Annotated in this window: 14 protein-coding genes; 7 read left to right on the top strand and 7 right to left on the bottom strand. The window is 63.4% G+C overall.

What is annotated here, in order from left to right; translation table 11 throughout:
• Nucleotides 1-2: 2 nt before the first annotated feature.
• From ACAW63_RS18380 to ACAW63_RS18360, 5 genes are all read right to left on the bottom strand, one after another.
• A complete protein-coding gene (locus tag ACAW63_RS18380; protein WP_371227505.1) occupies nucleotides 3-1,124 on the bottom strand; it encodes an alkene reductase in 1,122 nt (373 codons plus the stop codon).
• Nucleotides 1,117-2,085, bottom strand: coding sequence for a TIGR03571 family LLM class oxidoreductase (locus ACAW63_RS18375; protein WP_371227503.1), 969 nt, complete (start codon nucleotides 2,083-2,085; stop codon nucleotides 1,117-1,119). The genes ACAW63_RS18380 and ACAW63_RS18375 overlap by 8 nt, the downstream gene beginning before the upstream one ends.
• Nucleotides 2,086-2,090: 5 nt before the next feature.
• The gene (dkgB, locus tag ACAW63_RS18370; protein WP_371227501.1) at nucleotides 2,091-2,894 is read right to left on the bottom strand and encodes a 2,5-didehydrogluconate reductase DkgB; all 804 of its coding nucleotides are present in this window, start codon (nucleotides 2,892-2,894) and stop codon (nucleotides 2,091-2,093) included.
• A 143-nt stretch (nucleotides 2,895-3,037) separates the two neighbouring features.
• Complete coding sequence (locus ACAW63_RS18365) at nucleotides 3,038-3,520, bottom strand: SRPBCC family protein (protein ID WP_371227499.1); 483 nt, start codon at nucleotides 3,518-3,520, stop codon at nucleotides 3,038-3,040.
• Complete coding sequence (locus ACAW63_RS18360) at nucleotides 3,504-3,860, bottom strand: ArsR/SmtB family transcription factor (protein ID WP_371227497.1); 357 nt, start codon at nucleotides 3,858-3,860, stop codon at nucleotides 3,504-3,506. Before ACAW63_RS18360 ends, ACAW63_RS18365 begins: the two co-directional genes overlap by 17 nt.
• Nucleotides 3,861-4,044: 184 nt before the next feature.
• Between ACAW63_RS18360 and ACAW63_RS18355 the strand changes: the two genes are divergently transcribed.
• Nucleotides 4,045-4,953 carry a LysR family transcriptional regulator gene (locus ACAW63_RS18355; protein ID WP_371227495.1) on the top strand — a complete coding sequence of 303 codons (909 nt, stop codon included), beginning with the start codon at nucleotides 4,045-4,047 and terminating at the stop codon, nucleotides 4,951-4,953.
• Here the strand turns inward: ACAW63_RS18355 and ACAW63_RS18350 are convergent.
• Nucleotides 4,939-5,715, bottom strand: coding sequence for a substrate-binding domain-containing protein (locus tag ACAW63_RS18350; protein ID WP_371227493.1), 777 nt, complete (start codon nucleotides 5,713-5,715; stop codon nucleotides 4,939-4,941). The two genes, ACAW63_RS18355 and ACAW63_RS18350, sit on opposite strands and share 15 nt — an antisense overlap.
• A gap of 16 nt (nucleotides 5,716-5,731) precedes the next feature.
• Nucleotides 5,732-7,033: an MFS transporter gene (locus ACAW63_RS18345; protein ID WP_371227491.1), complete on the bottom strand. Its 1,302-nt coding sequence runs from the start codon at nucleotides 7,031-7,033 to the stop codon at nucleotides 5,732-5,734.
• Nucleotides 7,034-7,480: 447 nt separating this feature from the next.
• Here ACAW63_RS18345 and ACAW63_RS18340 point away from each other — a divergent pair, with 447 nt between their 5' ends.
• From ACAW63_RS18340 to ACAW63_RS18315, 6 genes are all read left to right on the top strand, one after another.
• Nucleotides 7,481-7,696, top strand: coding sequence for a hypothetical protein (locus ACAW63_RS18340; protein ID WP_371227489.1), 216 nt, complete (start codon nucleotides 7,481-7,483; stop codon nucleotides 7,694-7,696).
• Nucleotides 7,697-8,004: 308 nt separating this feature from the next.
• Nucleotides 8,005-8,397 carry a hypothetical protein gene (locus ACAW63_RS18335; protein WP_371227487.1) on the top strand — a complete coding sequence of 131 codons (393 nt, stop codon included), beginning with the start codon at nucleotides 8,005-8,007 and terminating at the stop codon, nucleotides 8,395-8,397.
• A gap of 104 nt (nucleotides 8,398-8,501) precedes the next feature.
• Nucleotides 8,502-8,951, top strand: coding sequence for a hypothetical protein (locus tag ACAW63_RS18330; protein WP_371227485.1), 450 nt, complete (start codon nucleotides 8,502-8,504; stop codon nucleotides 8,949-8,951).
• 89 nt (nucleotides 8,952-9,040) lie between these two features.
• Nucleotides 9,041-9,289, top strand: a complete 249-nt coding sequence (locus ACAW63_RS18325; RefSeq protein ID WP_371227483.1) for a DUF2933 domain-containing protein — start codon at nucleotides 9,041-9,043, stop codon at nucleotides 9,287-9,289.
• A gap of 81 nt (nucleotides 9,290-9,370) precedes the next feature.
• Nucleotides 9,371-11,632, top strand: a complete 2,262-nt coding sequence (locus tag ACAW63_RS18320; RefSeq protein WP_371234710.1) for a heavy metal translocating P-type ATPase — start codon at nucleotides 9,371-9,373, stop codon at nucleotides 11,630-11,632.
• Between the two features lie 111 nt (nucleotides 11,633-11,743).
• A complete protein-coding gene (locus ACAW63_RS18315) occupies nucleotides 11,744-12,013 on the top strand; it encodes a heavy-metal-associated domain-containing protein (protein WP_371227481.1) in 270 nt (89 codons plus the stop codon).
• Nucleotides 12,014-12,078 lie beyond the last annotated feature (65 nt).

Here is a 12,078-nt window from a genome sequence, read left to right as displayed (position 1 = left end):
GTTCAGGCGGTCGCGGCGACGGCCAGGCTGGGGTAATCGGTGAGGCCATGGGCACCACCGCCGAACAGGGTTTCGCGCTGGTGCGGGTTGAGCGGCGCGCCCTGGCGCAGGCGTTCGGGCAGATCAGGGTTGGCGACGAAGGGCCGGCCGAAGGCGATCAGGTCCGCCCAGCCTTCGTTCAGCGCGGCGTTGGCGCGCTCGGCGGTGTACTTGCCGGCGTAGATCAGGGTGCCGGGGAACACCTCGCGCAGGCGCTGCTTGAATTCCAGCGGCATGTGCGGGGCGTCGTCCCAGTCGGCTTCGGCGATGTGGATGTAGCCCACGCCGATCTCGCCCAGCAGGCGCGCGGCGGCGAGATAGGTGGTTTGCGGATCGGCGTCGACGCAGCCGTTGAGAGTGGTCAGCGGCGCCAGGCGGATGCCGACGCGGCTCTTGTCGCCGGTGCCTTCGACCAGCGCCTGGGCCACTTCGCCGAGGAAGCGCAGGCGGTTCTCCAGCGAGCCGCCGTACTGGTCGGTGCGGTCATTGGCGTTGGAGTCGATGAACTGGTTGACCAGGTAGCCGTTGGCGGCGTGCAGCTCGACACCGTCGAAGCCGGCAGCCATGGCATTGCGCGCGGCCTGGCGGTACTCATCGACGATGCCCTGGATTTCGTCGGTCTTCAGCGCACGCGGTTTGGAGGCCTGGACGAAACCGGGGGTGCCGTCGTTCTCGGCGACGAACACGTTGACGCCCTCGGCCTGCCTGGCCGACGAGGACACCGGCGCCTGGCCATCGAGCAGGCTTATGTGGCTCAGCCGGCCGACGTGCCAGAGCTGCGCGAAGATGCGCCCGCCAGCGGCATGCACCGCCTGGGTGACCTTGCGCCAGCCGGCGACCTGGGCCGGTGAATGGATGCCCGGAGTCCAGGCGTAGCCCTTGCCCAGCGGGGAAATCCAGGTGCCCTCGCTGACGATCAGGCCGGCGCTGGCGCGCTGGGCGTAGTACTCGGCCATCAGCTCATTGGGCACGTCGTCCGGCTGGCTGGCGCGGGAGCGGGTCATCGGCGGCATGACGATGCGGTTGGGCAATTCGAGGCCGCCCAGGGAATGGGGTTGGAACAGCGGGGATGCAGTCTCAGACATTGCAAATCTCCTCCAGCGGCTTGGCCGACGTGGTCGATCGGGCATGGAATTCGGGCAGCACGTACTCGGCGATCTCGTGCAGGGTCTCGTCGAGGGGCCGCAGGTTGCGGCGCAGTTGCAGGCCGACGTGGTCGACGCCGGCGGCACGCAGCGCACGCAGTTCGGCAGCCAGCGCGTCGCGGCCGCCACGGAAACCGAAGCGCCAGCGCCGCAGGGGCTCGTCGGCGCGCTCGGCCAGGTCCAGGTGGATGAAGCTCGAATAGGGCTTGGCCCCGGCCACCGCGCGCCAGTTGGCGACGCGGCGCTGGTGGTCCTCCGGCGTGCCGGGATAGGCTAGGCAGCCGTCGAGGTTCGTACCGATCCAGGCCGGGCTCTGCTGCGCCAGGCCCGCCACCAGCAGCGGCAGCGGTGAAGTCGGCGCCGGCAGCACGGCCATGCCTTCGGGCAGGCTCGACCGCGCGGCATCACGCAGCAGCGCGATCTGCTCGCGGAAGTTGCCGCCACGGCCTTCGAAGTCGCGGCCGAACAGCGGGTATTCCACCGGCCGGTCGCCACTGGCCACGCCGAGCAGCAGGCGGTCGCCGCTCAGGCGCTGCACGGTCGCGGCCGACTTCAGGGTCAGCAGCGGCTCGCGGATCGGCAGCACCACGGCAGCGGTGCCGAGCAGGATGTCGCGAGTGACGCCAGCCAGATAGCCGAGGTAGGAAAACACCTCGAAAACCTGGGCGGCATCGCCGAACGACGGGTCATAGAGCGGCACGTCGCGCACCCACAGGGCACGGAAGCCGAGACGGTCGGCAAGCTGGGCGAGCTTCGCGTGCTGGGCCAGGTCCGGCTCGCCGTGGCGGCGTCCGGCCTGCTGCCGCGCCTGTTCGCCGGCAGGCGTCCAGTCGTTGTCCAGCGGAGCTTCGAGGCCGACACTGAAGCCGCCGGCAGTCAAGCGATCCAGGGGTGCGGACATGGCGATCAATCCCAGATCGGAGCCAGGCCTTCCGGGCTGACTTCACGGCCGTTGCGCTCCAGCGTGGCGATCTTCGCCATGTCGTCGGCATCCAGGCGCAGCTCCTGGGCGAGCAGGTTGCTGGCCAGGTTCTCGCGGCGGGTCGAGGACGGGATCACCGCGTAGCCCAGCTGCAGCGCCCAGGCCAGCGCGACCTGCGCGACGGTGGCGTTGTGCTTGGCGGCGATCTCGGCCAGCAGCGGGTCCTTCAGCACCTTGCCGTAGGCCAGGGTCATGTAGGAGGTGACCTTGATGCCCTGCTCTTTCAGGAACGCGGTCAGCGCCGGGTTCTGCAGGTAGGGGCTGAGTTCGATCTGGTTGGTGGCGATCTCGCCCTCGCCCACGGCGGCGATGGCCTGGCGGGTCAGCTCGATGTTGAAGTTGGAGATGCCGATCTGGCGGGTCAGGCCCAGTTTCTTGGCTTCGACCAGCGCGGCCATGTACTCGGTCAGCTCGACGCCATTGCCCGGCGCAGGCCAGTGGATCAGGGTCAGGTCGACGTGGTCGGTGCGCAGCTTGGCGAGGCTGTCGCGCAGGCTGGGGACCAGCTTGTCGGCGGCGTAGTTCTCCACCCAGATCTTGGTGGTGAGGAACAGCTCGGAGCGCGGCACGCCGCTCTCGGCGATGGCCTGGCCGATGTCGGCCTCGTTGCCATAGATCTGCGCGGTGTCGATGGCGCGGTAGCCCAGCTCGAGCGCGGTGCGTACCGAATCGATGACGGCCTGGCCGGTCAGGCGGAAGGTGCCGAGGCCGAAGGAAGGAATACTCATGTTGGGGCTCCAGGAAGGTTGATCGTTCCAATGGAGCCCAGTCTGCCGGCTTCGCTGTCAGCGATTAAGGCGCCGGCGCGGCAAAGTCTTTTGACTTCAAATCATGAGTGATTGAACTGCACGTGATTCGAACGCAAATCTGATCACCCCAGCGTGGCGGCGAGTTCTTCGAGCTGGGTGATGACAGTGTTCCAGCCGTCGAAGAAGCCCATCTGCTCATGCTGCTCCCGCGAGGCGTCGTCGGGGTGCATGACGTGAGCGGTATAGCGGCAGCCGGCGCCTTCGTCGGTCATCGTGATGATCGCGGTGAAGCCCATCCAGGGCGTGTTCGGCCGCCAGCCTGCGGTGAGCATCGAGGTGAACACCAGGCGCTCGCCCGGTACGACTTCGAGGAAGCTGCCGGGGTTGTCACTGACGCCGCCGTCCGGCCCCTTCATCAGGGTATGGAAGGCGCCGCCGGGCTTCAGCTCGAACGCCAGCACCTCGGTGGTCCAGGGCCTGGGGCACCACCACTGCCTGAGCAGCTCGGGCTCCGACCAGGCGCGCCACAGGGCGCTGCGCGGCGCGTTGAGCACACGGGTGATGATCAGGTCGCGCGAGTCGGCGCGTTCAGCATTCGGGGTCATGGTCCTGCTCCTCCTGGTGTAGTTGTTCGACGAATGTGGCCATGCGGTCCGAACGCGCTTCCCAAAGGGCGCGCTGCTCGGCGAACCATTGCTCGGCCTGGACAAGCCGTTCCGGCACCAGCTCGCAGGTGCGGGTCCGGCCGTTCTTGTGGCTGCGGATGAGCCCGCTGCGTTCGAGCACCGTCAGGTGCTTCATGAAGGACGGCAGCGCCATGTCGAACGGCGCCGCCAGCGTCGACACCGACTGCGCGCCGAAACCGAGCGCGCCAATGATGGCGCAGCGGGTGGGATCCGCCAGCGCCTGGAACACGTCGCTGATTGCCGACTCATAGTTAGCCATACGGCTAACTATAGACCACCAAGGGACTTTGCCAAGGACTTTCTGCGGCATCCGGGGGTTAAACACTACGAAGGATCTTGGATTGCCCCGGACGATAGCCTCATTACCGGCGTCGTTGCGCTTTTCCGACTGCGACCGAAAGTGTTATTGATGCCTTCCAATTATCAATCCTCCGGTCGACCCGATGAGCATCAACTTCGATTTGGATGATCTTCAAGCGTTCCGGGCCATCGTTGAACATGGCAGTTTCCGCAAGGCTGCCGATGCGGTGAAGATCACTCAGCCGGCCCTTAGCCGTCGTATCGAGAAGCTGGAATCCGCTTTGAACGTGCGGCTGTTCGACAGGACGACCCGAAAGGTCAGCCTGACGGCTGTGGGCCGCGCCTTCGTACCGGAAGTCGAGCGAGTGCTCGACCAACTGGACAATGCGTTGATGAGCATTGCGGATGTCGCCTCCAGCAGAATGGAGCGCGTCACCATCGCGTGCGTGCCATCGGCCGCTTACTACTTCATGCCCAACGTGATCAGCGAATTCCATCGGCTGTATCCACGCATCAAGATCATGGTGGTGGATTCCAGCGCGCATGAGGTAAATGTTGCCGTAGCGAGTGGCGAAGCAGATTTTGGCGTCACCTTCAGCGGTAATCTGAGCCCGGAAGTGACCTTCGATCTGTTACTCGAAGAGCGCTACGTGATGGCCTGCCGACGCGATCATCCCCTGGCGGATCGAAACGCGGTGACCTGGTCCGAAATGTATGAGCACGACTACATCTCCCTGGACAAGACATCGGGCAACCGACTCATCCTGAGCCAGGCCTTGAAGCGCCTGTCCCCATCCAGACACAGCATCTGCGAAACGCGACATGTCACGACCGCGATAGGACTGGTGGAGGCTGGCCTGGGCGTGGCGGCCGTGCCGTCCATCGCCATGCCCCGTACCAGCCATCCCATACTCAAGGCCGTTCCCCTGGAGGAGCCTGCAGTCGTGCGGAACGTCGGCCTGATCAAGCGCCGCGGACGCACGCTGACGCCCGCCGCGCTTGAGCTGGAACGGCTTGTCAGAAGTACGCCGGTGAAATCACCGGGGGACTGAGTCCAGACCGGTGGATTGCACGACGGGTTGCGCAGCTGCAGACGACAGGTAAGACAACAGCTCCTTCGCCTTCTCCGGGTGCTTCGCATTGCGGGGAACGCCGGCGGAGTAGCGGGTAACCGATTGCAGGCTTTCAGGAATCTTGCCGACGAAGGTAACCCCGGGAACAGGCAGCAGCTCGGCGACCTGCTGGAAACCGACCTCGTATTGGCCCGACGCAACGACCGAGGCAACCGGAATCCGCTCGATCATCTTCGCTTTCGGGCCGACCTGCTGCTCCAACCCAAGCTTCCTGAACAATTGGCTCTTGATGTAGACCCCGCTGGCACTGTCCGAATAGGCAATGGACCGGGCGTCCAGCAGGCTTTTCCTGAACGCCTCTTCCGTATCGATCCGGGGTTTGGCGGCTCCCCGCCTGACCACCATGCCGATCCGCGAATCCGCCAGCTCCACCTTGGAAGCCGGATCCACCACGCCCTGCCTGATGAGTTCATCTAACGCGTAGCCGACCATGATCACCACATCGGCATTCTCCCCCCGCGCCAGGCGATTGGGGATCGCTTCGCGGGCCTTGCCCATCGACGGACCGAGAATGGTCTGGATCGTGTCGCCACTGTCCTGCGCATACTTCGGGCTCAGCCGCTGAAAGGCCGCGGTGAACCCACCCGAGGTCATGACGTTCAGCTCCTCTGCATGCGCGGCAGTGTTGAGCGTACAAAGGCCAATTGCCAGTACAGCAAGGTGCTTTGCCAGTGTTTTCATTCAGGACGCTCCTCGATCAGGCAGGAATGGGGGTACGCGAGGAGCTTCTGCGATAGAGCATCAGGGTCGAGCAAAGCGCACAGACAGCGGCGAAGGTCATCCAGTATCCAGGAGCGCCTTTATCGCCGCTCAGGTGAATGAGCCAGGTGGAAATCGCGGGGGTGAATCCGCCAAACACGGCAGTTGCCAGGCTGTAAGCCAGGGAGAAGCCCGCGACCCGGACTTCCACCGGCATGATTTCGGTGAGCGCCGGAATCATCGCGCCGTTGTAGAGGCCGTAGATGAACGAAAGCCAGAGCAGTACCTCCAGCATGTGCCCGAAGCTCGGGGCCTGAGCCAGGAATGACAGCGCAGGATAAGCCGTGAAAATAGCCAGCACGGTCATTGCGATGAGCACGGGTTTGCGTCCGAACCGATCACTCAGATGGCCGCCGATGGGCAGCCAGACGAAGTTCGAGATACCGACAAGCAGCGTGACGAGCAAGGCGTCAGTGGTGCTCAGGTTGAGTACCGTTTTGCCGAACGTAGGCGCATATACCGTGATCAGATAGAACGCCGTGGTCGTCATCGCCACCATCAGCAGACCTGCCAGGACGACGCGCCAGTTCTCGCCCAGCGTGGCGAACACCTGCTTCATGGTCGGACGCTGGGAACGCCGGACGAACTCCTCGGTTTCCTCCAGGCTGCGACGAAGCACGAAGATGAACGGAACGATCAGGCAGCCGATCGCAAAGGGGATTCTCCAGCCCCAATCCGCGATCATCGCGGGCGGCATCAGTTGGTTGAGCCCGTAGCCCAAGGCGGCCGCAACGACAATTGCCACCTGCTGGCTGGCGGACTGCCAACTGGTATAGAAGCCTTTTCGCCCGGCAGTCGCCATTTCCGCCAGGTAAACCGAGACGCCTCCCAGTTCGGCGCCGGCGGAAAAGCCCTGCAGCAATCGCCCCACCAGCACGAGCAGAGGCGCCCATGGACCGATGCTGGAATAGCCCGGCACCAGTACGATCAGCAAGGTGCCACTGGCCATGATCGACAGGGTGACGATCAACCCCTTCCTGCGGCCGACATCGTCGATGTAGGCCCCGAGAATCACCGCTCCCAGTGGACGCATCAGAAAGCCTGCGCCAAAGACGGCGAAGGTCATCATGAGCGAGGCAAATTCACTGGATGCGGGAAAGAAAACGGCGGCTATCTGCGTGGCATAGAAGCCGAAGAGGAAGAAATCGAACTGTTCGAGAAAGTTGCCCGAGGTGACGCGAAACACGGCACCCGCCTTGGAGCGGGCAGATGAGGAGCCCGGGTTGGAGGAGGCATGCATAGGTAGTTCTCCAGCGATCTTATTTAGGCTTGTTGGCGCTTTTGGTCGCTGGATTCTGCTCGACACACTTTGAAACGATAAGTGCTATGTTTGCATCCATTGATGCATAGAGCTTATCAATTCGTCATTTTTCCATGTATCAGGTAACAGATCCGATGCCGTCTTTGAAAACCGCTTTCGGCTCGGGCGAGCCATGAACGGGTGGTTCACATCTCCGAGCACCGCGCCGGGAGCACGAGAGCCGAGCAAAGCGCGAATTCGAGCAGAAATGGGCGGCCGACAAGTCAGTCCAAGGCGCCTGGCAGGGGCTTGAATCCGAATCTGTTTTTGGTAAATTTTTTCTGCCGTGTGGTTTGGAGAGCAGCAACCACACGGCAAAAGGCCGTATCGATGGGGTACGGCCTTTCTTGCTTTTGAGTGCTCTGAAGTCTCTCTGCGGAGGTCATCATGAACACGGCCCCTCTCCCTTCGCTTGTCTGCCGCATAAACCAGAACATCAACGCCACCAGCGCCGCTATCCGGGAACTTGCAGCCTGGGCAGAGGCAAGCGGTTCATCAGACACTTCAGAAGCCGTCCGACGCCATCTGATGGTCCTGGAGGCCAACTCCCAACATATCAGCGAAGCGTTGGTAGAATTGATTGCGCGGCAGGCTGGACGATAAGGCTCGGCGCCTGCACCGGAGCGGCTACTCGGCCGAGTGGCCGCTGCCAGCTCATCCATGACTTGGATCGACGCCTGATCAGGCTCGCTATCAGAAACGAGCAAACCTCTGTCGATATTCAGTCGGCGCAAGCCCGATCAACTCAGCTAAGGGTGATTGCAGAGCTCGGGTAGCGGCAGCTTCCGACCCAAGCGGACGTCCATGCAGGTATCTAGACTGTCCTTACCCGCAGCTTTGTTTGATCCGAATCAAATGTCGCAAGGCTGCCAGCGGTAGTGTCTGGCTTACTTGTGCTACGGACTGAGCAGATGACCTGGTTCCGGAACCATCAGTGCACGTTGCTACGCATGGCCATAGTGCTGTGGGTGCTGGCGTTCGGGGTTGCGGCAAGCCATGGTTGTCTGTCGTACCCGGCGCATGATGCCGCAGTCGTCCATGCAGACGTCTCGGCCGGCCCGGATGGTCCAGCGCACCAGCTTCATGCCAGCGGCTGCCTGCAATTCTGCGACGACAGCGCATCTGCCCTCAATCCGACGCCTGACCACCTTTCGCTCAACCAGGTCTTCTGGGTTCTGCTGTTTACGCTTCCCGTACTTGTCCTGCCTGCCATCATCCCGCCGCGCTTCGGCGCACTCGCCACGCATCTGCCTGCGCCGTCCCGGCCGCCGGCCCGCCTGAGCTTCGTCCGCTTCAACGATTGACCCGCCTCCGTGCGCCCGGACCACCGGGCGCACAGTCTTGCTGCGCCTGTACTACCAGGCGTGGCTGCGCTTCATTTCACCCGTTGAAACACTTGGAGATCGCCATGCACATCACCCTCAAATCGCTTGTCGCCGCCTTGCTGATCAGCAGTCCGCTGCTTGCCGTGGCTGTCGACGAACATCACCCCGATCAGGCTCCGGCGAAGGCGGAGAGCAAGTCGGCGCCGGCTCAAGGCCAGGAAAAGGCCATGGCCGAACAGATGCAGAAGATGCAGGCCATTCACGACAGGCTCGCTGCCGCCAAGACCCCGGAGGAGCGCCAGGCGGCCATGCATGAAGGCATGCAGGCGATGAAGGAAGGCCTGGGCATGATGCAGAACGGCTGCGCCGGCAAGGGCATGGGCCAGCACATGAAGATGATGGACTCGAAGATGATGGGGATGATGATGCAAATGATGGATCAGCAGGCCGGTATGATGGACCCGCAGTCAGGCATGAAGGGCATGCCCATGCAGCCACCCATGGGCCAGCCGGCCCAGAAGCCGGCCCAGTAATCACACGGCGCGACTCCGGTCTTGGCCTGCAGGGCGGAAGCCTCCCCAGGCCAAGGCGGGGCACCCCACTTCCGCCCTGGAGAAAACTCATGAACGCTTCGCACTCATCCCATCAGCCGCCGTCCTTCTGGCGCAGCAAGCCCGGCATCGCCCTGGGCATGTTGCTGGTCATTGCCTTGTTCTACCTGGCGCGAGAGCACTACGGTCATATCTCGCTGCTGTTGCCGTACGCGATCCTGTTGCTGTGCCCCCTGATGCACCTGTTCGGCCATCACCACGGCGGCCACGGTCATCATGGCGGAACGGACAATGCCCCCAAGGACGACGAAAGAGGCTGACTCATGCACGGTCATCAACATGCGCACCCATCAACCGGAAACGAAACCTCCTCCGGTGACGTGAAAGACCCGGTCTGCGGGATGACGGTCAAGGCAGACAGCCCCCACCAACTGCAGTTTGCCGGGCAGGTCTATCGGTTCTGCAGCGACAAGTGCCTGTCGAAGTTCAGGGCGGCACCGGAAGCCTACGGCGCCGCTGCGCAGGAGCAGGCGGCCAGCCTCCCGACAGTTGCAAGCGACACCTGGTACACCTGCCCGATGCACCCCGAGATTCGCCAGCTCGGTCCCGGCACCTGCCCAAAATGCGGCATGACCCTGGAGCCGGTTCTGCCGGAGCTGGAGCAGGAAGAGAACCCTGAGCTCCGGGACTTCTCCCGGCGCTTCTGGTGGACCTTGCCCCTGACCGTTGTTGTCACGCTTCTGGCCATGGGCGGGCATGCCTTGAACCTGTTCCATGGCGCCACGCAGAACTGGGTCGAGCTGGTGATCGCCAGCCCGGTGGTGCTCTGGGCGGGATGGCCGTTCTACGTGCGTGGAGTGCGCTCGGTACTCCAGCGCAGCCCCAACATGTGGACGTTGATCGGCCTGGGGACTTCCGCCGCCTATCTCTACAGCCTCGTCGCCACCCTGGCGCCGGCGGTCTTCCCTGCGAACTTCATGATGGAGGGCCGCATTGGCGTCTACTTCGAGGCGGCAGCCGTCATCATCTCGCTCACCCTGCTGGGGCAGATACTCGAACTCAAGGCGCGCTCGCAGACCTCGGCGGCCATCAAGTCGTTACTTGGCCTGGCACCGAAGACAGCCCGGCGGATCAATGCCGATGGCAGCGAAGAGGATATCCCGCAGAGCCATGTGCACCCGGGCGATCGGTTGCGCGTCCGCCCTGGAGAGAAGGTCCCGGTCGATGGCCTGGTCGTACAGGGCGAAAGCGCCGTTGATGAATCCATGCTGACTGGCGAACCTCTGCCGGTACTGAAGCAAATGGGCGATACGCTCATCGGGGCAACCATGAATACCCATGGCAGCCTGGTGATGCAGGCGCAAAAGGTCGGATCGGAAACCATGCTTGCGCAGATCGTGCAGATGGTTGTGCAGGCGCGACGCTCGAAGGCACCCATGCAGCGCCTGGCTGACGTCATTGCCGGCTACTTCGTGATGGTTGTCATCGCCATCGCGGCCCTGACCCTGATTGGTTGGGGCGTCTGGGGGCCGCAGCCCAGTTGGGTGTTCGGCCTGATCAACGCCGTGGCGGTGCTGATCATCGCCTGTCCCTGCGCCCTGGGCCTTGCGACCCCGATGTCGGTAATGGTCGCTACGGGCAAGGCTGCTGGCAGCGGGGTGCTGTTCCGCGATGCGGCCGCCATCGAGAACCTGCGCAAGATCGATATGCTGATCGTCGACAAGACCGGCACCCTCACTGAAGGGCGCCCGGCCTTCCAGAGCGTCGAAGCAGCATCCGGTTTCAGCGCCAAAGAGGTCCTGCGGCTGGCCGCCAGCCTTGACCAGGGCAGCGAGCATCCCCTGGCGCATGCCATCGTCGAGCAGGCCAGGGCCCAGGGGCTGGCGTTGAGCGAAACGGATGAGTTCGAGAGTGCCTCGGGGATTGGTGTACGCGGGAAGGTCGATGGGAGACGCCTGCTGCTGGGCAACACTGCGTTGCTGGAAGATGCGGGCGTGTCCTGTGAGGCCTTGGTGGTACGCGCCGAACAACTGCGCAGCGAAGGCGCAAGCATCATGTACCTGGCTGTGGACGGTACCCTGGCCGGCTTGCTGGCGGTAGCCGACCCTATCAAGCCTACCTCCAGACAGGCCGTCCAATACCTTCAGGACGCTGGCGTCAGGGTCATCATGGCCACCGGCGACGGTCCGACCACGGCGCGTGCGGTGGCCCGCCAATTGGGTATTGAAGAAGTACACGGCGAAGTCAAGCCACAGGATAAGGAGCACTTGGCTGCCAGTCTCCAGGCGGCTGGGCATCGTGTGGCGATGGCCGGAGACGGCATCAACGATGCACCGGCCCTGGCGCGCGCCGATGTTGGCATTGCCATGGGTACCGGTACTGACGTCGCCATGAACAGTGCCCAGGTCACCCTGGTCAAAGGCGACCTGCTCGGCATTCTCCGCGCCCGCAACCTTTCCATGGCGACGGTGCGCAACATGCACCAGAACCTGGCTTTTGCCTTCGCATACAACGCCATGGGCATACCCCTTGCCGCCGGGTTGTTCTACCCCCTGACGGGGCACCTGCTGTCGCCGATCATTGCTGCCCTGGCCATGAGCGTAAGTTCGGCATCGGTCGTCTTCAACGCCGTGCGCCTGCGTAAGGCCTCGCTCGACGGCTAGTTTCGGGAGGCTTGACCTTGCCACCAGGGCAAGGTCGAGGATAGCTCCATGTCCCCGAAAGGTTCAGCCAGTGTTCCGGGCAATAAGGTTACTTGTTGAGGAGTCACCACGATGAAAAGTATTGATCTGCACGTTGAAGGCATGAGCTGCGCTTCGTGCGTCCGCCACGTGAATGCAGCATTGGCGCCAGTCGCCGGGGTTACCGAGGTGTCGGTCGACCTCGCGGCGGGACGGGTGCGCATCAGTGGGGACGCCGATCTCCAGGCGCTGATGGCCGCGCTGCAGGATGCCGGTTATCCGGCCAAGCCCGCAGCATCGACCCAGGCCCCGGAAGGCGGCAAGGCGCGCGGCTGCGGCGGCAGTTCCTGCTGCTGTCACTGAGAGAGGGAGCATCATGCTGGTTCGTACGTTCAATTGGCCCGCACCTGAGCTGACAACCATACCTC

The sequence above is a fragment of the Pseudomonas sp. QE6 genome, from assembly GCF_041379005.1.
In the GTDB taxonomy this organism is placed as follows: Bacteria; Pseudomonadota; Gammaproteobacteria; order Pseudomonadales; family Pseudomonadaceae; genus Pseudomonas.
This window is presented reverse-complemented; position numbering and strand designations above follow the sequence as displayed.

Excerpts from the sequence above, each read along its gene's own strand:
- ACAW63_RS18350 (WP_371227493.1), bottom strand. The coding sequence starts at position 5,715 with ATGAAAACACTGGCAAAGCACCTTGCTGTACTGGCAATTGGCCTTTGT.
- ACAW63_RS18335 (WP_371227487.1), top strand. The coding sequence starts at position 8,005 with ATGACCTGGTTCCGGAACCATCAGTGCACGTTGCTACGCATGGCCATA.
- ACAW63_RS18345 (WP_371227491.1), bottom strand. The coding sequence starts at position 7,033 with ATGCATGCCTCCTCCAACCCGGGCTCCTCATCTGCCCGCTCCAAGGCG.
- dkgB (WP_371227501.1), bottom strand. The coding sequence starts at position 2,894 with ATGAGTATTCCTTCCTTCGGCCTCGGCACCTTCCGCCTGACCGGCCAG.
- ACAW63_RS18330 (WP_371227485.1), top strand. The coding sequence starts at position 8,502 with ATGCACATCACCCTCAAATCGCTTGTCGCCGCCTTGCTGATCAGCAGT.
- ACAW63_RS18320 (WP_371234710.1), top strand. The coding sequence starts at position 9,371 with ATGACGGTCAAGGCAGACAGCCCCCACCAACTGCAGTTTGCCGGGCAG.
- ACAW63_RS18325 (WP_371227483.1), top strand. The coding sequence starts at position 9,041 with ATGAACGCTTCGCACTCATCCCATCAGCCGCCGTCCTTCTGGCGCAGC.
- ACAW63_RS18340 (WP_371227489.1), top strand. The coding sequence starts at position 7,481 with ATGAACACGGCCCCTCTCCCTTCGCTTGTCTGCCGCATAAACCAGAAC.
- ACAW63_RS18375 (WP_371227503.1), bottom strand. The coding sequence starts at position 2,085 with ATGTCCGCACCCCTGGATCGCTTGACTGCCGGCGGCTTCAGTGTCGGC.
- ACAW63_RS18360 (WP_371227497.1), bottom strand. The coding sequence starts at position 3,860 with ATGGCTAACTATGAGTCGGCAATCAGCGACGTGTTCCAGGCGCTGGCG.
- ACAW63_RS18380 (WP_371227505.1), bottom strand. The coding sequence starts at position 1,124 with ATGTCTGAGACTGCATCCCCGCTGTTCCAACCCCATTCCCTGGGCGGC.
- ACAW63_RS18355 (WP_371227495.1), top strand. The coding sequence starts at position 4,045 with ATGAGCATCAACTTCGATTTGGATGATCTTCAAGCGTTCCGGGCCATC.
- ACAW63_RS18315 (WP_371227481.1), top strand. The coding sequence starts at position 11,744 with ATGAAAAGTATTGATCTGCACGTTGAAGGCATGAGCTGCGCTTCGTGC.
- ACAW63_RS18365 (WP_371227499.1), bottom strand. The coding sequence starts at position 3,520 with ATGACCCCGAATGCTGAACGCGCCGACTCGCGCGACCTGATCATCACC.